Raw genomic sequence first — 19,786 nt, 5'->3', positions numbered from 1 at the left:
TGAGCAAGGACAAATTGGCTTAGCCAATTTGAACGCCGCTTGCGGCGACCCTTCAGGGCGAGGCCCAGATATGTGCCGAGTATTGCCAACGAACATGCAGCTTGAAGTATGACGGGTATATTGTAGCGAAAAAAAGCTAAACAAATACGGGTAGATAACAGGGGTAATGCCGATGCTACTAATAGGGGAAAATAAACAAGGAAGAGTTTCAAAACGAAAAAATGCCAGACGATTGCCTGGCATTCAGAGGGTGGAACTGGGTTGGCTTAGAAAAATCAGCCCAGAATAGTTTCCAGTTCTACGCGAACTTCTTCCACTTTACGCGTACCTTCCACTTTGAAGTAGCGCGTATTACCCGCGTCAGCTTCTTTTTGATAATAAGAAACTAACGGTGCAGTCTGCTGATGGTACTCAACCAGACGTTTACGCACGGTATCTTCCTGATCGTCCTTACGGATGCTCAGGTCTTCACCTGTCACGTCGTCTTTGCCTTCAACTTTAGGCGGATTGAATTTTATATGATAGACGCGGCCGGACGCCGCATGAACGCGACGACCAATGATACGATCGATAATCAGTTCGTCAGGAACGGCAAATTCGATAACGTAATCCACATCAATGCCTGCATCTTTCATGGCATCAGCTTGCGGAATGGTGCGTGGGAAACCATCCAGCAGAAAACCGTTACGGCAATCGTCCTGGGCGATGCGCTCTTTAACCAGAGCAATGACCAGTTCATCAGTGACGAGTTTACCTGCGTCCATGATTTCTTTAGCCTGCTTGCCCAATTCAGTACCCGCTTTTACCGCTGCACGCAGCATGTCACCCGTGGAAATCTGCGGAATACCGTATTTTTCCATGATGAATTGAGCCTGAGTACCTTTGCCTGCGCCCGGAGCGCCCAGCAGAATAATACGCATCGCGTAAATCCCCTTGCTATGTAATATTTATAAAATAAATTTGAAAAACGCTAAACCATACCATTCCAGACGCTTATGCTCAAGGAACGGGCTCGCTTCAGCAATGTGTAGGCAGATGAAAAAAAGCCAGATACCTAAAAATACGGTTTGCCGTCTGCCCAATGTTGCCATTCAGTGTAGACGAATAAACCCTCGTCAGAGGAAGGAAACATAAAATCGGGGAAGATCCCGGTTGACACCGGGATCTGAAGGACATGAATATCAGGCACTTAATAGCTGATTCATACGACGAATGAACAGATTCGGATCGTCCAACGTACCACGTTCGGCCAGCAAAGCCTGATCCAGCAGCAGTTCAACCCACTCGCCAAATTCAGCGTCGTCAGAAACGTCGGCAGCGCGTTTAATTAACGCATGCTCTGGGTTCAGTTCAAAGATGTACTTCACTTCAGGTGCCTGTTGGCCCGCGGCAGCGAACAGTTTCGCCATCTGCGTGCTCATCTCGTCGGCATCTGTTACGACAATCGCAGGTGTATCGGTCAAACGGTATGTGAAGCGCACATCTTTAACACGCTCGCCCAGCAGGGTTTTCACTCGTTCAACAAATGGCTCCAGCGCTTTTTGTGCTTCTTTCTGCGCATCGTTTTCTTCATCAGCCAGTTTATCCAACGTGTCATCTGCTTTGCTGACAGACTGGAAGGATTTACCGTCAAACTCGGTCAGGTAGCTCATCATCCATTCGTCAATGCGCTCGGACAACAGCAATACCTCGATGCCTTTCTTACGGAACAGTTCCAGATGTGGGCTGCTCTTCGCCGCCGCATAGCTGTCTGCGGTGATATAGTAGATCTTGTCCTGACCTTCCACCATACGGCTAACGTAATCTTCCAGCGATACCGTCTGTGCGGAACTGTCAGATTGCGTGGTAGCAAAACGCAGCAATTTCGCGATCGCTTCGCGGTTACTGCCGTCTTCCGCCGGCCCTTCTTTCAGCACCAGACCGAACTGTTGCCAGAACGTTTGGTATTTTTCCGCGTCGTCTTTCGCCAGTTTATCCAGCATTTGCAGCACACGTTTAGTCAGCGCATTACGCAGGTTCTGCGTCACACGGCTGTCCTGCAAAATCTCACGGGAAACGTTCAGCGGTAGATCGTTGGAATCAATCAGGCCACGAACAAAACGCAGGTAGTTCGGCATGAACTGTTCGGCGTCGTCCATAATAAAGACACGTTGAACATACAATTTCAGACCGTGTTTATGATCGCGATTCCACATATCCCACGGTGCATGAGCAGGAATGTAGAGCAAGCTGGTGTACTCCTGCTTGCCTTCCACACGGTTGTGGCTCCAGCTCAACGGATCGGTAAAGTCATGGGAGATGTGCTTATAAAATTCGTTGTATTCATCATCGCTGACTTCAGATTTACCGCGCGTCCACAAGGCTTGTGCCTTGTTAATTTTTTCCCAACTAACGGTGGACCCACCGCCTTCTTCCTCGCTTTCTGTCCGAGATTCAATTTCTACCGGCAGCGCGATATGGTCGGAATATTTGCTGATGACGGAACGCACACGCCAGTCGTCCAGAAACTCATCTTCACCTTCACGCAGATGCAGAGTGATTTCCGTACCGCGATCGTCTTTGGTGATGTCGGCAATGGTGTAATCGCCTTCACCAGCAGATTCCCAATACACGCCCTGATCGGCATTCGCGCCTGCAGCACGGGTACGCACGGTCACTTTATCCGCAACAATGAAGGCAGAGTAAAAGCCCACACCGAACTGGCCAATCAGTTGGCTATCTTTAACCTGATCGGAACCCATGGATTCCAGAAAAGCCTTGGTGCCGGACTTCGCAATTGTACCGAGATTATCAATCACTTCATCACGGCTCATGCCAATACCGTTATCAGAAATCGTCAGAGTACGTTTTTCTTTATCGGTAGACACACGCACGCGCAAATCGCCATCGCCTGCATACAGTTCAGGGGTAGACAACGCACGGAAGCGCAATTTGTCTGCCGCATCGGAGGAGTTGGAGATCAATTCACGCAGAAAAATCTCTTTGTTGGAATAGAGCGAATGGATCATCAAATGCAGTAGTTGCTTAACTTCGGACTGGAACCCGCGAGTTTCTTGGCCTTTCATACTCATTGTTGCTTACCTCAATCCTAATATTATTCAGGCTGATTAAACTGACGATAAGTAGCAGATGGGGATAAATCAGGGTGATTTCAAGGGGTAAATTTCAGCGGTTCAATAAAATGGTGGGAGAAGAAAAGAAGAGTGCGGCTGCCAGAGAGTGGCGCTGGCAGCCGACAGCTTAAAACCGGAAAGGCTGACGACCAGCCAGAGAATGGGAGAGCGTGGTGCCATCGACCATTTCCAGCTCACCACCAACCGGAACTCCGTGTGCAATGCGACTGGCCATCACGCCGTGTTGCGCGCAGAGTTCAGCGATATAGTTCGCCGTAGCATCGCCTTCTACCGTCGGGTTGGTAGCCAAAATGACTTCGTTTATCGATTCCACTTGCAGGCGCTCTTCCAGTCGCCCCAAACCGATATCGTCCGGGCCAATGCCATCAAGCGGCGACAAATGCCCCATCAGCACAAAGTAACGACCGGCAAACTGCCCCGTCTGTTCAATAGCATGAATATCAGCCGGGCTTTCTACCACGCAAATCTGCCCATTTTGCTGGCGGCGCGGGTTCGAGCAAATCGCACAAACGTCCTGCTCGGTGAATGTCCGACAATCGCTACAGTGACCGATTTCGGACATCGCCCGCGTCAACGCCTGCGCCAAACGCATACCGCCGCTGCGATTGCGTTGCAGCAGTTGAAACGCCATGCGCTGCGCCGACTTGGGCCCAACGCCCGGCAGGCAGCGCAGTGCTTCCATCAATGATTCAAGAAGCGGACTGGTCTGCATCAGAACGGCATCTTGAAGCCCGGCGGCAATTGCATACCGCTGGAAACCGATGCCATTTTTTCTTTCTGCGTTTCAGCGATGCGGCGAGCGGCATCGTTGAACGCTGCCGCGATCAAGTCTTCCAGCATCTCTTTGTCGTCTTCCATTAGGCTTGGATCGATCTCAACACGGCGGCAGTTATGCGCACCGTTGATGGTGATTTTCACCAGACCCGCGCCCGATTCGCCCGTGACTTCCAGATTCGCCACTTCTTCCTGCATCTGCTGCATCTTTTCCTGCATCTGCTGGGCTTGCTTCATCAGGTTGCCAATTCCACCTTTACCAAACATAGTTTTCTCTCTATCACGTCGGGCTGCACACTCGCAGCGGTTAAACAGGGCGGATACTTTCTTCGTCCAGTTCCGCATCAAAGAAACGCCGCAGCGTTTGAATCGTCGTATCGGCTAGGATCGACTGACGCGCCTGCGTCAGCTTCTCTTCATATATCGCCTGACGCCACTCCAGCGGCGTCCGCATCGCTGGGTTGTCGTCTTCAGTAATCAGTAATTCTACAGGATGCCCGTAGTGGGCCGTCAATGCATCTATCAGCGTCTTTTGCGCCGCAGGCGAATTCAGATGCCGCTGGGATGAACGCAGATGCAGATGGACTTTACCCGCCTCGTCACCCTCTTTAAACGCATTAAGCGCTAGCTGTTGTACCAGCTTTGGTAACGTCAGGCGATGGATTTCCGCCGCCCATGCATCCCGTTCCAGCGACTCTTCCGCCAGCCGTGCCGCCAGTTCCGGCGTTTTTTCGTGCTCTAAAGCCGAACGCAGCGCCTTTGGCGTCGCCACATCAACCTTAACCTCATCAACCTTGTTTTGCGCACGCCAACGGTACGCTTCCGGCTTTTTGGGCTCGGAAGGAGAGGTTTTCGCGTTTTGCCGTTGAATGCTACGCTCAGTTACCGAAGCCAATCGCTCCAGCGCTGAAGTTGCCGGCCGCGTGTTGTCAGACGCTGCCGGTTCAGCCTTTTTTGGTGGCGTACTCCCCTGCTTTCGCAATAGCTGGCTGCGAGCCTGTAACAGTTGAGAAGTCGCATCGGGTAGTTCGCTCTCACCATGTTGATCCGCTGCACTGGCCGACACCGTCTGTTCTCCTAACGGCGGCGCATATGCAGAGGCATCCATCGGCGGTTCGGAAGAATAAGATGATGGCAGCGCGTCGTCATGAGATTCAGCCTGTTGCTGCATTGGTGCACGAACCGTCGCCGATGTTGTCACAACGGGCTGCTGCACAGAAGGTTGAATAGAAAGCGCACGCGTAGCCTGAGCAGGCGTAGCGCTTACAGGTGCCACAGGTTCAGCGATAATCTGACTGGGGTGAAACGCCAACGCTCTCAGTAGCGTCATTTCAACGCCCATCCGACGATCGGGTGCAAAAGGCAGCTCTTTGCGGCCAATCAGTATCGTCTGGTAGTAAAGCTGCACGTCCGCTGGCGGCAGCGCACGGGCCAACTCTCGCATACGGGCTTCAACGGCAGCGTAATCATCGCCCAACGCCGCAGGCAACAGTTGAACCATCGCAATACGATGTAACAGCGTCTGGGTTTCCACCAGCAACGATTCCCAGTCCACACCGCGTGCCGCAACCTGATCTAACAACGACATCACCTGTGCGCCATCGCCTTTCGCCAGCGCTTCGATAATTGCCAGCGGTTGCTCGTCGTCCAACGTGCCAAGCATTTGGCTGACTGAAGCGGTCGTGACCTGCCCCTGCCCCATGGCAATAGCCTGATCGGTCAAACTCAGTGCATCACGCAAGCTACCATCGGCAGCACGCGCCAAGAGTTGCAGCGCTCGTGGTTCACTGACCAGATTTTCCGCCTGTAATACCTGTTCCAAATGAGCGCGAATCTGTTCGACATCCAGCGCTTTGAGATGAAATTGCAGGCAGCGCGACAGAATGGTCACCGGTAACTTTTGCGGATCGGTGGTCGCCAGCAGAAATTTGACGTGTGGAGGCGGTTCTTCCAACGTTTTCAGCAGCGCATTAAAGCTGTGGCGCGATAGCATGTGTACTTCGTCAATCAGATACACCTTGAATCGCCCACGCGCAGGAGCGTACTGCACGTTATCCAGCAGATCGCGCGTGTCCTCGACTTTAGTGCGAGACGCGGCATCGATTTCGATCAAATCGACAAAACGGCCCTGCTCGATTTCGCGGCAGTTATCACACTGACCACAGGGCGTTGCCGTCACGCCCTGTTCGCAATTCAGCCCTTTTGCCAACAAACGGGCAATCGACGTCTTCCCGACACCGCGAGTGCCAGAAAACAAATAGGCGTGATGAATTCGACCTAAGGAAAGGCCGTTAGCCAACGCGGTCAGGACATGTTCCTGACCGACAACTTGGGTAAAGGTTTGGGGACGCCACTTACGGGCAAGAACCTGATAGCTCATCAATACCGCAACAGTCGAGTTATTGAGGCGATCATGCTAACACAGCCACGCCGCTATCGGCGAGACTGTTATGATTAATGTCCGGGGAAGTCAACCAGGCTATAGCAGGTTACACCCATCTCGGTCAGGCGTTGTTCACCACCCAGATCGAATAGGTTAATGATAAAAGCGGCATCATTCACTGTGCCACCCAGACGGCGGATCAATTTCACCGTGGCTTCGAGCGTGCCCCCGGTTGCCAACAGATCGTCAATCACCAGCACATTATCACCAGCGGAGATCGCATCTGCATGAATTTCCAGCGTATCTGAGCCATATTCCAGCTCATAGCTTTCACCGATCGTCGGACGCGGCAGCTTGCCCGGTTTACGCACGGGCACAAAACCCACGCCCAGCGCCAGAGCAACCGGTGCGCCAAACAGAAAACCACGCGCTTCCGTGCCGACAACCTTCGTCACACCGGTGTTGCGGTAGCGGTTCGCCAGCATCTCAATACTGGCCGCATAGGCCACGGGATCTTCCAGCAGGCTGGTGACATCACGGAACAGTATGCCCGGCTTCGGATAATCGGGGATGCTTTTGATACTGTTTTTAATTAATTCTGCCTGCTGCTGGGCTGTTACGGTCATCATAGTTGTGCCTGATAAAACGTTCTAAACATACAAATGCCGGTCGCCACAAGGCTTTCACCATCGCGTGATGCGATGAATAAGCATTATGACAAAGAGGAAAATGGCGACCCGTGCACGAAAACGCTCAAATCTAGTCAAAGTGACGGATAAATGCAACCATCCGCACTCTGGGTGGATATTTTTTGTCTACCCACCATGGGGCCGCCGTTTGCGCTATCTTTTCGGATCCGCGCCCTGCGTTTGTTGTTCTGGATCAATCACGGGTAAACGAAGCATAAAGGTCAACAAAATAGCCAAAATCGCCAATAGCAAAATCCTGACCCACACCAGCTTGACCAACCAGAGCGAAAGCGCGAACGTCAGCAGGATCAAGGCGACGGCCTTCCACTTTGCTCCCGGCGGCAATGCCCGGTGTTGTTGCCAATGGCGCAGATAGCTACCGAACCAGGAACGGTACAGTAGCCAGTCATGGAAACGCGGAGAAGAGCGAGCAAAACACCAGGCGGCCAGTAACAAGAAAGGCGTGGTCGGTAATAAAGGCAACACGACGCCCAACGTTGCCAGCACAACGGAAACCCACCCCAGTATAATCAGCAACACACGATACATATTCACCTTTACGCTTTGTTCGCTACAACGAACATCATACTTTATCACCACCTTGCCCGACGGATTAGTTAAGATATCCTCATGCAGGCCACAAGGTGCCGTTAACCTACCATGCTGACATATTACGTCTGGGTAGGCTGGCTGAATCATTGACCTTAACCACAAGGGAAAAAAGTGAACACGCATCAATTACTGCAGGCGCTTGAGCAACAAATTACTACGCTGTCGAAAGAGTTGGAACCGCTGGCAGATAAAGCGGTGCCGCAATCACGCTTTGATCGTCAGCTTTTTAGCAGTTACGGCACCCGATTACGCGACTATCGCGCCGAGGTTGAGCAAAACCTGCATACAATAAAACAACTGGTCGCCGAGCAACGCACCGATCGTGTAGCATTTTTGGCTGAAAAGCTGGTCAGCCAGATAGCCGCCTTGCAGCGTGAACTGGCGACACAATCGCTACGCAGACAAGAGCAACGAACCACGCCACAGCCGGAAGATGTGTATCACAAGCTAGCAGAGCATCAGGATTATGAACGCCGTTTGCTTTCCATGATTCAGGATAGAGAAAGTCTGCTCATCACACAGACGCTTTTCAGCGAGCAACAGCGGTTGCAAAAAGAGCTAGCGGCACTGGAAGGACGACTTTCACGCTGCCGTCAGGCACTGTCACGATTAGAACGTCAGATCGAACGTCGGGAGCAAGGGTTGTAGCGTAGCGGCTTCGCAGAGAAAAAAGAGGAATTGATTGATGTCACTTGAAAACGCCCCACCCGAAGTCAAGCTGGCGGTCGATTTGATTATGTTGCTGGAAGAGAACCAGATCGCACCACACATTGCACTAGCCGCACTGGAAATGGTACGGGCTGATTTTGAGAAAAAGCGCTCGCAAGAAAAAAATGACGCAAAATTTTCCTCTCAGAACGAATAGTTCAGGAGCTTAGCGGCAGAGTGGCAAGCCACAACTTACACCGCAGGTTTGCGCAGCGCAGGGCTAAAATGCAACATATCGATAAAGGCATCCACCAGTGCTGGTGCTTCCTGATCGAGATCGAAACTTTCCGGCATAAATAACCAGTTTTCCATCACGCCGGAAAAATAGGCACGCAGCGCAATCGCAGCGCGACGGGGGTAAATATCCGTCGGCAACATCCCCATACGAATGCACTTAATCAGGTTTTCTTCGATATCAACATAGCAAGAAAGATAAAGCTCTTTGCGCGCATTATAAGATTGCAACATTTCGCCGACAAACTCGCATTTATGGAAACAAATTTCCATAATGGAACGCCACTGCGTATCATTAACCGTTAAACGCAGCATATAAATCAATAATTCACGCATCACGCGGAGTGGATTGTCAGGGAATTTTGTCTGATACTCTATTTCGAACTCACTGACTTTTGACTCTGCCTGTGCCCAGATCTCATCGAAGATTTCGGCTTTATTCTTAAAATGCCAGTAAATAGCACCGCGGGTCACGCCAGCAGCTATCGCAATGTCAGACAATGAAGTCGCAGACACACCGTGCTCAGAGAAAACTCTCAACGCAGTATCCTGTATATGTTGTCGGGTTTCCTGAGCCTGTTCTTTGGTTTTTCGTGCCATATCGCTGTATTTGAAGGAAGCGTGATTTACATACATTCAAGAATGTATGTAACATAGCATGAACATAAGACTATAGCAGCAATGGGTTTTTGAGCTTGTGATCCATTGGTCAATTTCAAATCGGACACTTGAGGTTTATCTATGAACAAAAACAGAGGGCTAACGCCTCTGGCGGCAGTTCTGATGCTTTCTGGCGGCTTAATGCTCGCAGGATGTGATAGCGGCAACAATCAGCAGGGCGGCGCACAGCAGCAGATGCCTGAAGTGGGTATTGTTACGTTGAAAACGGAAGCACTGAATGTCATGACCGAACTGCCGGGCCGTACAAGTGCTTACCGCATTGCTGAGGTTCGCCCACAGGTTGGCGGAATTATCCTAAAACGCAACTTCGTTGAAGGATCTGACGTTAAAGCTGGTGCATCACTGTATCAGATCGATCCTGCAACCTATCAGGCGAACTACAACAGCGCCAAAGGTTCACTTGCTCAAGCTCAGGCTCAGGCAGAAATTGCACGCCTGACGGTTAACCGCTATAAGCCGCTGCTGGGCACCAACTACGTCAGCAAGCAAGATTACGATCAGGCTGTCGCCACTTCCCGTCAGGCTGACGCAGCGGTTCTGGCGGCCAAAGCGGCAGTAGACACCGCGCAAATCAATCTGGCTTACACCAAAGTCAATTCACCAATTGAAGGCCGCGTGGGGAAATCCACGGTGACGGAAGGCGCATTGGTGGGAACCGGGCAAGCAACGGCATTAACAACCGTGCAGCAGCTTGATCCGATCTATGTTGATGTCACTCAATCCAGTAATGATTTTCTACAACTGAAAAAAGAGCTGGAAAACGGCACGCTGAAACAAAATCAAGGCAAAGCGAACGTCCGTCTGCTGTTAGAAAACGGTACTGAGTATGCAGAGACCGGTACATTGGAATTCTCTGATGTTACGGTAGATGAAACCACGGGTTCCATCACGCTGCGCGCCATTTTCCCTAACCCGCAGCATAACCTGCTGCCCGGCATGTTTGTACGGGCTCGCCTCGACTCAGGTGTTAACCCAACAGCCTTGTTAGTTCCTCAGCAAGGTATCACCCGTGATCCACGTGGTCAGGCCACGGCAATGGTTGTTGGGGAAGGCGATAAAGTGGAACCACGCACGCTTAAAACCAGTAAAGCAATTGGTGACAAATGGTTGGTCACCGAAGGCTTGAAAGCGGGCGATCGCGTTATTCTCACTGGTCTGCAAAAAATCAGACCCGGTGCGCAGGTGAAAACTCAAGAAGTCGCTCCAGAAAATCAGCAGGCGCAACAAGCGTCAGCAGAACCCGCGAAGTCTTAAGACGTTCTAACAGGAGCCGGTACAATTCATGGCTAAGTTTTTTATAGATCGACCCATTTTTGCATGGGTACTCGCCATCATGGTGATGCTGACGGGGTTGCTGGCAATTGTTAAATTACCTATTGCCCAGTATCCGACGATCGCCCCCCCCGCGATTGACGTAACAGCAAATTATCCAGGGGCCGATGCATCAACGCTGCAAGATTCCGTTACGCAGGTTATCGAACAGAATATGAACGGTATCGATAACCTGATGTATATGTCATCAAGCAGTGACTCCTCAGGTACAGTCCAGATTACGCTGACCTTTGAGGCCGGAACCGATCCCGACATCGCGCAGGTTCAGGTGCAGAACAAGCTGCAACTGGCTATGCCGCTGCTACCCCAGGAAGTACAGCAGCAAGGGGTTAACGTTCAGAAATCAAGTAGCAGCTTCCTCATGGTTGCCGCCTTCATTAGTGAAGATGGTAAAATGTCACAGGAAGATATCGCTGACTACGTGGCCGCTAACGTTAAAGACCCTATCAGCCGTACATCCGGCGTAGGCGACGCGCAGCTATTTGGCTCCCAGTACGCCATGCGTATCTGGCTGGATCCGAACAAGCTAAATAACTATCAGTTAACCGCAGGTGACGTCAGCGCCGCAATTCGTGTTCAAAATAACCAGATCGCCGCAGGACAATTGGGAGGTGCTCCACCTGTTCCCGGCCAGCAGTTGAATGCCTCGATCATTGCTCAGACCCGTCTGAATTCAGCAGAAGAATTTTCTAAAATACTGCTGAAAGTTAACACTGATGGATCTCAGGTTCGCCTTAAAGACGTTGCACGCGTTGAGCTGGGAGCAGAAGGCTACGACGTTATTGCACGTTTCAACGGGAAACCCGCTGCCGGTATCGGCATTAAATTGGCAACAGGCGCTAACGCGCTGGATACCGCAACCGCAGTAAAAGATGCACTGACCAAAGCAGAAGAGTTCTTCCCTTCCGGCCTGAAAGTCGTTTACCCGTACGATACAACGCCCTTCGTTAAGATTTCCATCAACGAAGTAGTGAAAACACTGGTGGAAGCCATCGTACTGGTCTTCCTGGTGATGTATCTGTTCTTGCAGAACTTCCGCGCTACGCTGATCCCAACCATCGCGGTACCGGTCGTTTTGCTGGGAACATTTGCTATCCTTGCCGCCTTTGGCTATTCCATTAACACTCTGACAATGTTCGCGATGGTTCTCGCCATCGGACTTCTGGTGGATGACGCCATCGTTGTCGTGGAAAACGTGGAACGCGTTATGGCGGAAGAAGGGTTACCGCCTAAGGAAGCGACAAAACGTTCCATGGAACAGATTCAGGGCGCACTCGTCGGTATCGCACTGGTACTGTCCGCAGTATTCGTCCCGATGGCGTTTACCGGTGGCTCCACAGGGGCAATCTATCGCCAGTTCTCCATCACAATCGTTTCCGCGATGGTGCTGTCGGTTCTGGTTGCATTGATTTTGACACCTGCCCTTTGTGCAACACTGTTAAAACCGATAGCCAAAGGCGATCACAGTGAGAAAACCGGCTTCTTCGGCTGGTTCAACAAAGTGTTTGAGAAGAGCACGCATCACTACACCGACAGCGTTGCTAATATTCTGCGTAGTACCGGTCGTTATCTCGTTATCTATCTGTTGATTGTTGTCGGCCTCGCACTCTTGTTCTTACGTTTGCCGACGTCCTTCCTGCCGGACGAAGACCAAGGGGTTCTCCTGAACATTGTTCAGTTGCCTTCCGGTGCGACACAGGAAAACACCCAAAAAATCATGGACAGAATGACGCAATATTATCTCGAAAATGAGAAGAATAACGTCAAGTCTGTGTTTACCGTGACGGGCTTCGGGTTCTCTGGTCGTGGGCAGAATGCCGGTCTGGCCTTCGCCAGCCTGAGTGACTGGAGTGAACGAAGCGGCGCAGAAAATAAAGTTATGGCGATTGCAGGCCGAGCAAACGCTGCCTTTAGTCAGTATAAAGAAGCGATGGTTTTCGCAGTCAACCTTCCTGCGATTATCGAATTGGGTACCGCAACAGGTTTCGACTTCCAGTTGATTGACCAAGCCAACCTTGGGCATGCAAAACTGACGGAAGCACGTAACCAACTGCTAGGCATGGCGGCACAACATCCTGATACGCTGGTGCAAGTTCGTCCTAACGGGATGGAAGATACACCGCAGTTCCGTCTTGATATCGATCAGGAAAAAGCACAGGCGCTTGGCGTGTCACTATCAGATATCAGTTCAACGTTGGCAACAACGCTGGGTGGATCTTATGTGAATGACTTTATCGATCGCGGTCGCGTGAAGAAAGTTTACGTTCAGGCCGATGCGCCTTTCCGTATGCTGCCGGATGACATCAAAAACTGGTACATCCGCGGTAGCAATGGGCAAATGGTGCCATTCTCTGCATTCACGCAGAGCCACTGGGAATATGGTTCACCGCGTCTGGAACGTTATAACGGCCAACCATCCATGCAGATCCAAGGTCAAGCCGCGCCAGGTAAGAGTACCGGCGAGGCGATGGCATTGATGGAAAGTTTCGTGGCCCAATTACCGCAAGGTATTGGCTACCAATGGACGGGGATGTCCTATCAAGAGCGGTTATCTGGTAATCAGGCACCTGCAATCTATGCCATTTCACTGATTGTCGTGTTCCTGTGTCTGGCAGCGCTTTATGAGAGCTGGTCAATACCGTTCTCCGTCATGCTGGTCGTTCCATTGGGGATCATCGGTGCATTGATCGCAGCAAATATGACAAGTCTTGAAAACGACGTTTACTTTAAGGTGGGCCTGCTGACAACCATAGGGCTATCCGCGAAGAACGCCATATTGATCGTCGAATTTGCTAAAGATTTGATGGAGAAAGAAGGGAAAGGCCTGATAGAAGCAACGCTGGATGCAGTACGTATGCGTTTACGCCCAATCCTGATGACATCACTTGCCTTTATCCTCGGCGTAATGCCGCTGGTCATCAGTAGTGGTGCTGGTTCCGGTGCACAAAACGCCGTTGGTACTGGCGTAATGGGCGGGATGATTACAGCAACCGTGCTGGCTATCTTCTTCGTTCCCGTGTTCTTCGTTGTGGTCCGTCGTCGCTTCGGTAAGAAAACCGACGATACAACAGCTCACTAATACTTCACTATCCACCGATAACCATCCTAAAAGGCCGCCTCGCGGCCTTTTTTTTACCTCCCTGCCCTATCCCGACTCATCCGAGCTAAACGGTGTACGGTGTTTTTCTTTGCATCTTATCCGTATCTATAGCGACGTAGAGAATGCTGCCGCTTAACCGAAACATAATGGTTGATCCTGATGATAAAAAAGCGCAACATGATAGATATGTTATAACATAACAAATGAGGCAACAATGAAGGCAGGAATTCACCCTGACTATCGCACAGTGGTATTTCATGATACCAGCGCGGATGTCTATTACAGAACAGGGTCAACTATTAAAACCGATCGGACAATCGAACTGGAGGGTACCCACTACCCTTACGTCACCATCGATGTTTCTTCGGCATCTCATCCCTATTACACCGGGAAGCAAAAAGAATATTCCAAAGAAGGCAGCACGGCGCGCTTCCAGCAGCGCTTTGGGAACTTCTTCAAGTAATCAGAGAGGGTTATTAAATGCAGGTGCTTAGTTCGCTGCGTTCAGCAAAAAATCGTCATAAAGATTGTATTGTGGTCCGTCGTCGCGGGCGAGTTTACGTTATATGTAAATCCAATCCGCGCTTTAAAGCTGTGCAGGGCGGAAAAAAGAAAAAAGGTTAATCTTTCTCTATCACATCCCGATACAGCCTATGTTATGGCGTTAGTATGGCTGTACGGGATGATTCTCATTAAAAAACTTATTAAACAATAAGATAACAACAATCACTGTACCTTATCAACAGAGCAATTCCTTCGCATTCCTTCTACCCTTTCTCATATTTTCAGATAGAAATAATTAAATAAGCCGCCATCGAGTTTATTCTATGCTCATTGTTACAAAAAATTTGAGAGTTAATCAAAATAACTAGCAGTGAAAACCTTATCTATTATCCTATCCGCGAATTTTACGCACGCTTTTGCTATAGTCATATATATACTCAAAATAGTTCGCGTTGCAGGACAAAATGTTATCGTTTTGAACGACGTGATATGTTGGCCGGGCAAGGCTCTTTTATGCGCCTCGTAACGCGACAAAGAGGGAATCCCAATGAACTTACTTAGGTAAGTGATTTTGGTGAGTAAACGCAATCAACGAACATGCAGCTTGAAATATTAAGGGTATAGCTATACTTAAGGTTAAGTCATGCTGTGTTGGTATTTACGCCAACCCAGTTTCGCGACATAGTAATATGTGAGAGGTACGAAAATCGCTGTTGTCTCATTCAGTGCTGAACGAATTACAATGGCTCAACGCATTCTCTGTAACAACATGAATACGAAACAATGCTAGCGTCTTTATCTTGCAGGCTTCGTCAGTCTACCTGTTTACCAGGTGTTAACCGCAGTAACACTGAATAACGGCTTAACGGAGGGATTGATATGGATGAGTACACACCAAAGCATTATGATATTGCCCAACTCAGATTCTTATGTGAGAATCTGTGTGATGAGAGCATAGCAACGTTAGGCGATAGCAGTCACGGCTGGGTCAATGATCCAACTTCTGCGATCAATCTCCAATTAAATGAGCTTATTGAGCATATCGCTACGTTTATTCTCACATTTAAAATAAAATACCCTAACGAAAGTGAGCTTTCAGAGCAGGTTGAAAAATATTTGGATGATACTTACGTCTTGTTTAGCAACTATGGTATTAATGACGCTGAACTACGACGCTGGCAGAAGTCCAAAGCAAAATTATTCGGAATGTTCTCAGGGGAGAACGTCTGTACGCCTGCTAAAACTTAAGCAATAATTTATTTATATAAATTTTAACCACCAGGTACTGTTTGCATAGGCCATTATGAAAAAAATCGACTATTTGATGCGTTTGCGTAAATGCACAACCATTGACACTCTCGAACGCGTTATTGAAAAAAACAAGTATGAACTCTCCAATGATGAACTGGAGATGTTCTTTTCTGCAGCCGATCATCGCCTGGCAGAGTTAACGATGAACAAACTCTACGACAAAGTTCCTACCGCAGTATGGCGATACGTCCGTTAATCCCTAACGAGACGTGTAAAAAGCTGGCATTAATACACTGCGCCGATAATATTATCGGCCTTTGTTTTCATTCTCATTTTAACGTATTAATTGAATAAGACTTGTAACAAATTGTATTTTTTGACATAAGAAAAAATGAAAAACCATTTCATCCCATTCATTTATTGCCCTCCGTTTATCATTTATAACAGCCGCATTGATAACATCATTAATAGTATATCCCGTGATGAAAACAAGAGTCGTAATAATTGGCGCAATTATTAATCGCTAAGTAAAGAAATCAGTCCCCTTCCAGAAGAAACAGAAATCGGTCAACGACACCTATAAAATGCGGCGAATGGCGGCTCAAAGATTACGTATGAGAGTGGTTTTATGGCTGAGAATTGGGTTTATGGGCAGAGGATGAAGATCAATTCGACGGTAGAGTATTGGCATAAGAGCAGAAATGGTGGAGGCCCTGCCAGCTACATCCCGGCACACACGTCACCTGCTGCGGCTGCTTCCTTCCGGATCTGACCGAGTCCACAGGGTAGTGTTGCGGGAGAACCGACAGGGCCTCCATTGGCGGCTTTGTAACAGTTCTACTGTGCGTCACAAAGCGGTGGGCATTATCGGCGATGAGATAGGCAATTGCAAGCTAACCCATACTAACCGTTGTTTTCTTACTCACCTCACTATGCCACTATGATGTTCAACCGGTTTAGAAACAGCAGGAATATCCGCGGATGTCAGAAGAAAACGATAATTTCCGCCAACGCGTTTTTCAAATTGTCGCGGCGATCCCCTATGGAAAAATAGCGACCTATGGCGACATCGCGCAACTTGCCGATTCCCCAAGAGCATCCAGGCAAGTCGGCGGTGTGTTAAAACGCCTCCCGAAAGACAGCAAACTCCCTTGGCATCGGGTAATCAATCGTAAAGGCGAAATATCGCTCGTCGGCGGAGATTACATACGTCAGAAATCAGCGTTACAGGCGGAAGGCGTGATTTTCAATCGTCAGGGTAAGATTGATCTTGCTAAATATCGCTGGCAATACGCGCCATAGCGGCGCGTATCCCGATGAATTACCAGATTGGCTGCGCAGGAACCGTAGAGGATGAAGCCGGTTGCCCCTGGAGCATATGAGGGGTTTCATTCACCGGATTGGATATCATCGATCCCTGGCTTTTCGCGGGTAACGGAACTGAAGCAACAGGTACCAATACCAAATCGGCGTTATTTATCCCGTTGCTAATAACGGGTAAGACGTTCTCCGTCACCATGACAACACGATTATCGATCGCAATCGCCGCGCTGAGTAAGATACGCGCATTGGGCTGAATATCAGCCGGGTTATACGGTAACTCGAATTGGAAAGGAGCCTGCTTTCCTTCTGTACGCGTCACACGCTGAGTAATCACTTTTGAAGGCGCATCTGCCAGCGATGCATCAGACACCGTAACGGTCAAAACCGCGCTGTGAGGTAGCGCAATACGCTGACGGATATTCACTGTACCCGTTACCGCAGGCATTGCGACAGCCGGGCGCTGTGAAGAAACAGAGGTAACAGGTGCGCCAGTCTGAGGAGAAACGCCATAATCACTTCTCTGTGCACAGGCAACCAGAGTCATCGATAACGTGATACTGCCTAAGATATGCCATAATTTCATTCGGTCAGTCTCCTTTATTATTGTCAGACTACCAGCATCGAAAACGGGTAGTCATAAATAGTATGATTCAACCAACGCAATAATGATGGTGCAAAATTCTGATATTTTCCTTAAATTCGCACATTTATTGCAGTAAAAAGACATAGCCAGCTATTTTATACATTAAAAAACAAACAGATAACCAGCCATTCGCATCCATTGAGGCCGATACCATGAGTCAATCACTACAACACCTTCTCGACCTCCTGCATTTAGAGAAACTCGAAGAAGGACTATTTCGCGGGCAAAGCGATGATTTGGGGCTGCGCCAGGTCTTTGGTGGGCAAGTCGTGGGGCAGGCGATGTCAGCCGCCAAACAGACCGTTCCGATCGAGCGCAACATTCACTCTTTCCACAGCTACTTTTTGTTGCCCGGCGATAGTCAGAAACCGATTATTTATGACGTTGAAAACCTGCGTGATGGCAACAGTTTTAGCGCCCGACGCGTTAGCGCTATCCAGAATGGTCGGCCCATTTTTTATATGACCGCTTCTTTTCAAAGCCATGAGGAAGGGTTTGAGCACCAAAATGTGATGCCAAACGTCGCACCGCCAGAAGATCTGAAATCCGAACAAGCAATTGCGCAGGATATGCAACATCTTCTGCCGCCCCGCTTTCGCGATAAATTTATTCAGGCCAGCCCGATTGAGATGCGGCCGGTTAAATTTCATAACCCGCTAAAGGGTGAAGTAGACGAACCCGTGAGACACGTTTGGTGCCGTGCCAGCAGTCCGCTGCCGGATGATAAGCGTATTCATCAATATCTGCTGGGCTATACCTCTGACTGCAATTTCTTACTCACTGCCTTACAGCCTCATGGCGTCGGTTTTTTAGAAGCGGGAATGCAGGTTGCCACGATTGATCACTCAATGTGGTTCCACCGGAATTTCCGACTGGATGACTGGCTGCTCTATACCGTGGAAAGTACGTCCGCATCCGGTGCTCGTGGCTTCGTGCGCGGGCAATTCTATACTCGGGAAGGCGTACTGGTTGCATCCAGTATGCAGGAAGGCGTTATGCGTCGCCGCCAGCAATAAATCTGCCGACAGGCTTATTGCATGCTAAAACGACGCAATTTGAATAACGTTAGCTGTAAAGCAAAACAGGCGTGGAGTTTCCCCACGCCTGTTCACTGTCTATCTCACTCACTTACTGGTTGTAAGCGCTCTCGCCATGGCTGTTAACGTCCAGACCCTCGCGCTCTTGCTCTTCAGGAACACGCAGACCGACAATCATATCCGCCACTTTGAAGGCAACGAATGCCACCACGCCAGACCACACTAGGCAAACAATCACGCTGAACAACTGTACCCAAATCTGGTGCGCCATTGTCACACCTTCTGCATAGCCTGTTCCGCCCAGCGATGCCGACGTGAATACTCCGGTCAGGATACAGCCAACAATACCGCACACGCCGTGAACACCGAACACGTCACATGGGTCATCCACGCGCAGCCATCTTTTCAGTACCGTTACGCCCCACAGACCTGCAACGCCACCAGCCAGACCGATGATCAATGCCCCCCCTACGCCCACCGTACCCGCTGCTGGGGTAATGGCCACCAGACCTGCAATACAGCCAGAGCACGCACCCAGTAGAGAAGGTTTACCGCGTACCAACCACTCACCGCCAACCCATGCCAGAATGGCAGCAGCGGTAGCGACAACCGTGTTCAGGAAAGCCAGAGCAGCAATACCGTTGGCAGCGCCCGCAGAACCCGCATTGAAGCCAAACCAGCCGATATACAGGATCGCCGTACCGATAAACACCATCGGCAGGTTATGCGGTTTGAAGGCTTCTTTGCCAAAACCGGCACGTTTACCCAACAGGTAAGCACCAACTAACCCAGCAACCGCAGCGTTGATGTGAACGACCGTGCCGCCAGCAAAGTCCAGCGCGCCATCCGCAGCCAGATAACCACCGCCCCATACCATGTGCGTCATTGGCAGATAAGAGAATGTCAGCCACAGCGCAACGAAAATCAGTACCGCAGAGAAACGAATACGCTCAGCAATCGCCCCGACAATCAGCGCAACGGTGATGCAGGCGAAGGAAGCCTGATACGCTACGTGTACAAACTGATAGAAGGTGCCACTGATAGACTCAATCCCAATGCCTTTCAGCATAAATGTGCTGAACCCACCGAAGAAGGCGTTACCTTCGCTGAAGGCCAGGCTATATCCATAAACGACCCACAGGATACAGACCATTGCGAACGTGACGCTCACCTGCGTCATCATGGACAGAACGTTCTTAGAACGGATCAGGCCGCCATAAAACAGTGCGATGCCCGGTATAGTCATAAAAAGTACCAGCGCGGTACAAATCATAATAAAAGCGTTATCCGCTTTATCAATCGTCGGTGTCGCTGCCATTGCCCAGGTCGGGAGTAATGCCGCCACACCGAGACCTAATGAAGAGAGTCGTTTTTTCATTTT

General features: G+C 49.9%; 20 protein-coding genes and 1 other RNA gene. 10 read left to right on the top strand and 11 right to left on the bottom strand.

Annotated features, from left to right (window positions below; all coding sequences use genetic code 11):
- Positions 1–275: 275 nt before the first annotated feature.
- From adk to A7983_RS14520, 7 genes are all read right to left on the bottom strand, one after another.
- Positions 276–920 (bottom strand): adenylate kinase, encoded by a 645-nt coding sequence (gene adk, locus A7983_RS14550; RefSeq protein ID WP_005976118.1) that lies wholly within the window; start codon positions 918–920, stop codon positions 276–278.
- A 261-nt stretch (positions 921–1,181) separates the two neighbouring features.
- Complete coding sequence (gene htpG, locus A7983_RS14545) at positions 1,182–3,065, bottom strand: molecular chaperone HtpG (protein ID WP_172645129.1); 1,884 nt, start codon at positions 3,063–3,065, stop codon at positions 1,182–1,184.
- 175 nt (positions 3,066–3,240) lie between these two features.
- Positions 3,241–3,846, bottom strand: a complete 606-nt coding sequence (gene recR, locus A7983_RS14540) for a recombination mediator RecR (RefSeq protein ID WP_005976114.1) — start codon at positions 3,844–3,846, stop codon at positions 3,241–3,243.
- A complete protein-coding gene (locus tag A7983_RS14535; RefSeq protein ID WP_005976112.1) occupies positions 3,846–4,175 on the bottom strand; it encodes a YbaB/EbfC family nucleoid-associated protein in 330 nt (109 codons plus the stop codon). The genes recR and A7983_RS14535 overlap by 1 nt, the downstream gene beginning before the upstream one ends.
- A 40-nt stretch (positions 4,176–4,215) precedes the next feature.
- Complete coding sequence (gene dnaX, locus A7983_RS14530) at positions 4,216–6,288, bottom strand: DNA polymerase III subunit gamma/tau (RefSeq protein ID WP_005976110.1); 2,073 nt, start codon at positions 6,286–6,288, stop codon at positions 4,216–4,218.
- A gap of 74 nt (positions 6,289–6,362) precedes the next feature.
- Positions 6,363–6,917, bottom strand: coding sequence for an adenine phosphoribosyltransferase (apt, locus tag A7983_RS14525; protein WP_005976108.1), 555 nt, complete (start codon positions 6,915–6,917; stop codon positions 6,363–6,365).
- 216 nt (positions 6,918–7,133) lie between these two features.
- Positions 7,134–7,529 (bottom strand): DUF454 family protein, encoded by a 396-nt coding sequence (locus A7983_RS14520; RefSeq protein WP_005976106.1) that lies wholly within the window; start codon positions 7,527–7,529, stop codon positions 7,134–7,136.
- 174 nt (positions 7,530–7,703) lie between these two features.
- On the opposite strand from A7983_RS14520, the gene priC reads away from it, so the two are divergent.
- Complete coding sequence (priC, locus tag A7983_RS14515) at positions 7,704–8,240, top strand: primosomal replication protein PriC (protein WP_005976104.1); 537 nt, start codon at positions 7,704–7,706, stop codon at positions 8,238–8,240.
- Positions 8,241–8,277: 37 nt separating this feature from the next.
- Positions 8,278–8,457 carry a pleiotropic regulatory protein RsmS gene (rsmS, locus tag A7983_RS14510; protein ID WP_005976102.1) on the top strand — a complete coding sequence of 60 codons (180 nt, stop codon included), beginning with the start codon at positions 8,278–8,280 and terminating at the stop codon, positions 8,455–8,457.
- Between the two features lie 35 nt (positions 8,458–8,492).
- On the opposite strand, the gene acrR is transcribed toward rsmS, so the two are convergent.
- Positions 8,493–9,134, bottom strand: a complete 642-nt coding sequence (gene acrR / locus A7983_RS14505; protein WP_039477785.1) for a multidrug efflux transporter transcriptional repressor AcrR — start codon at positions 9,132–9,134, stop codon at positions 8,493–8,495.
- Positions 9,135–9,275: 141 nt separating this feature from the next.
- Between acrR and A7983_RS14500 the strand changes: the two genes are divergently transcribed.
- From A7983_RS14500 to A7983_RS14475, 6 genes are all read left to right on the top strand, one after another.
- Complete coding sequence (locus tag A7983_RS14500; RefSeq protein ID WP_005976097.1) at positions 9,276–10,469, top strand: efflux RND transporter periplasmic adaptor subunit; 1,194 nt, start codon at positions 9,276–9,278, stop codon at positions 10,467–10,469.
- 28 nt (positions 10,470–10,497) lie between these two features.
- The gene (locus A7983_RS14495) at positions 10,498–13,626 is read left to right on the top strand and encodes an efflux RND transporter permease subunit (RefSeq protein WP_005976095.1); all 3,129 of its coding nucleotides are present in this window, start codon (positions 10,498–10,500) and stop codon (positions 13,624–13,626) included.
- A 235-nt stretch (positions 13,627–13,861) separates the two neighbouring features.
- Positions 13,862–14,110: a type B 50S ribosomal protein L31 gene (locus tag A7983_RS14490; protein WP_005976093.1), complete on the top strand. Its 249-nt coding sequence runs from the start codon at positions 13,862–13,864 to the stop codon at positions 14,108–14,110.
- Between the two features lie 17 nt (positions 14,111–14,127).
- Positions 14,128–14,271 (top strand): type B 50S ribosomal protein L36, encoded by a 144-nt coding sequence (gene ykgO, locus A7983_RS14485; RefSeq protein ID WP_005976091.1) that lies wholly within the window; start codon positions 14,128–14,130, stop codon positions 14,269–14,271.
- Between the two features lie 759 nt (positions 14,272–15,030).
- Positions 15,031–15,399, top strand: a complete 369-nt coding sequence (gene tomB / locus A7983_RS14480) for an Hha toxicity modulator TomB (protein WP_005976089.1) — start codon at positions 15,031–15,033, stop codon at positions 15,397–15,399.
- A 55-nt stretch (positions 15,400–15,454) separates the two neighbouring features.
- Positions 15,455–15,658, top strand: a complete 204-nt coding sequence (locus tag A7983_RS14475) for an HHA domain-containing protein (RefSeq protein WP_005976087.1) — start codon at positions 15,455–15,457, stop codon at positions 15,656–15,658.
- Positions 15,659–16,113: 455 nt separating this feature from the next.
- Here the strand turns inward: A7983_RS14475 and ffs are convergent.
- Positions 16,114–16,210: signal recognition particle sRNA small type (gene ffs / locus A7983_RS14470), an RNA gene on the bottom strand.
- A gap of 173 nt (positions 16,211–16,383) precedes the next feature.
- Here ffs and A7983_RS14465 point away from each other — a divergent pair.
- Complete coding sequence (locus A7983_RS14465) at positions 16,384–16,704, top strand: MGMT family protein (RefSeq protein WP_005976085.1); 321 nt, start codon at positions 16,384–16,386, stop codon at positions 16,702–16,704.
- Between the two features lie 19 nt (positions 16,705–16,723).
- Here the strand turns inward: A7983_RS14465 and A7983_RS14460 are convergent, their stop codons facing one another.
- Positions 16,724–17,308 (bottom strand): YbaY family lipoprotein, encoded by a 585-nt coding sequence (locus tag A7983_RS14460; protein ID WP_005976083.1) that lies wholly within the window; start codon positions 17,306–17,308, stop codon positions 16,724–16,726.
- Positions 17,309–17,520: 212 nt separating this feature from the next.
- Between A7983_RS14460 and tesB the strand changes: the two genes are divergently transcribed.
- Entirely contained in the window at positions 17,521–18,384 is an 864-nt protein-coding gene (tesB, locus tag A7983_RS14455) for an acyl-CoA thioesterase II (protein WP_005976080.1), read from the top strand.
- Positions 18,385–18,496: 112 nt separating this feature from the next.
- Here tesB and amtB read toward each other — a convergent pair whose 3' ends face one another.
- Positions 18,497–19,783, bottom strand: coding sequence for an ammonium transporter AmtB (gene amtB / locus A7983_RS14450; RefSeq protein ID WP_005976078.1), 1,287 nt, complete (start codon positions 19,781–19,783; stop codon positions 18,497–18,499).
- Positions 19,784–19,786 lie beyond the last annotated feature (3 nt).

This window comes from Pectobacterium wasabiae CFBP 3304, assembly GCF_001742185.1.
Lineage (GTDB): Bacteria > Pseudomonadota > Gammaproteobacteria > Enterobacterales > Enterobacteriaceae > Pectobacterium > Pectobacterium wasabiae.
The sequence above is the reverse complement of the archived record's forward strand: the minus strand, read 5'-3'. Positions and strand labels throughout refer to the sequence as shown.

Coding starts and splice junctions, on each gene's coding strand:
- adk (WP_005976118.1), bottom strand. CDS start 920: ATGCGTATTATTCTGCTGGGCGCTCCGGGCGCAGGCAAAGGTACTCAG.
- htpG (WP_172645129.1), bottom strand. CDS start 3,065: ATGAAAGGCCAAGAAACTCGCGGGTTCCAGTCCGAAGTTAAGCAACTA.
- recR (WP_005976114.1), bottom strand. CDS start 3,846: ATGCAGACCAGTCCGCTTCTTGAATCATTGATGGAAGCACTGCGCTGC.
- A7983_RS14535 (WP_005976112.1), bottom strand. CDS start 4,175: ATGTTTGGTAAAGGTGGAATTGGCAACCTGATGAAGCAAGCCCAGCAG.
- dnaX (WP_005976110.1), bottom strand. CDS start 6,288: ATGAGCTATCAGGTTCTTGCCCGTAAGTGGCGTCCCCAAACCTTTACC.
- apt (WP_005976108.1), bottom strand. CDS start 6,917: ATGACCGTAACAGCCCAGCAGCAGGCAGAATTAATTAAAAACAGTATC.
- A7983_RS14520 (WP_005976106.1), bottom strand. CDS start 7,529: ATGTATCGTGTGTTGCTGATTATACTGGGGTGGGTTTCCGTTGTGCTG.
- rsmS (WP_005976102.1), top strand. CDS start 8,278: ATGTCACTTGAAAACGCCCCACCCGAAGTCAAGCTGGCGGTCGATTTG.
- acrR (WP_039477785.1), bottom strand. CDS start 9,134: ATGGCACGAAAAACCAAAGAACAGGCTCAGGAAACCCGACAACATATA.
- A7983_RS14500 (WP_005976097.1), top strand. CDS start 9,276: ATGAACAAAAACAGAGGGCTAACGCCTCTGGCGGCAGTTCTGATGCTT.
- A7983_RS14495 (WP_005976095.1), top strand. CDS start 10,498: ATGGCTAAGTTTTTTATAGATCGACCCATTTTTGCATGGGTACTCGCC.
- A7983_RS14490 (WP_005976093.1), top strand. CDS start 13,862: ATGAAGGCAGGAATTCACCCTGACTATCGCACAGTGGTATTTCATGAT.
- ykgO (WP_005976091.1), top strand. CDS start 14,128: ATGCAGGTGCTTAGTTCGCTGCGTTCAGCAAAAAATCGTCATAAAGAT.
- tomB (WP_005976089.1), top strand. CDS start 15,031: ATGGATGAGTACACACCAAAGCATTATGATATTGCCCAACTCAGATTC.
- A7983_RS14475 (WP_005976087.1), top strand. CDS start 15,455: ATGAAAAAAATCGACTATTTGATGCGTTTGCGTAAATGCACAACCATT.
- A7983_RS14465 (WP_005976085.1), top strand. CDS start 16,384: ATGTCAGAAGAAAACGATAATTTCCGCCAACGCGTTTTTCAAATTGTC.
- A7983_RS14460 (WP_005976083.1), bottom strand. CDS start 17,308: ATGAAATTATGGCATATCTTAGGCAGTATCACGTTATCGATGACTCTG.
- tesB (WP_005976080.1), top strand. CDS start 17,521: ATGAGTCAATCACTACAACACCTTCTCGACCTCCTGCATTTAGAGAAA.
- amtB (WP_005976078.1), bottom strand. CDS start 19,783: ATGAAAAAACGACTCTCTTCATTAGGTCTCGGTGTGGCGGCATTACTC.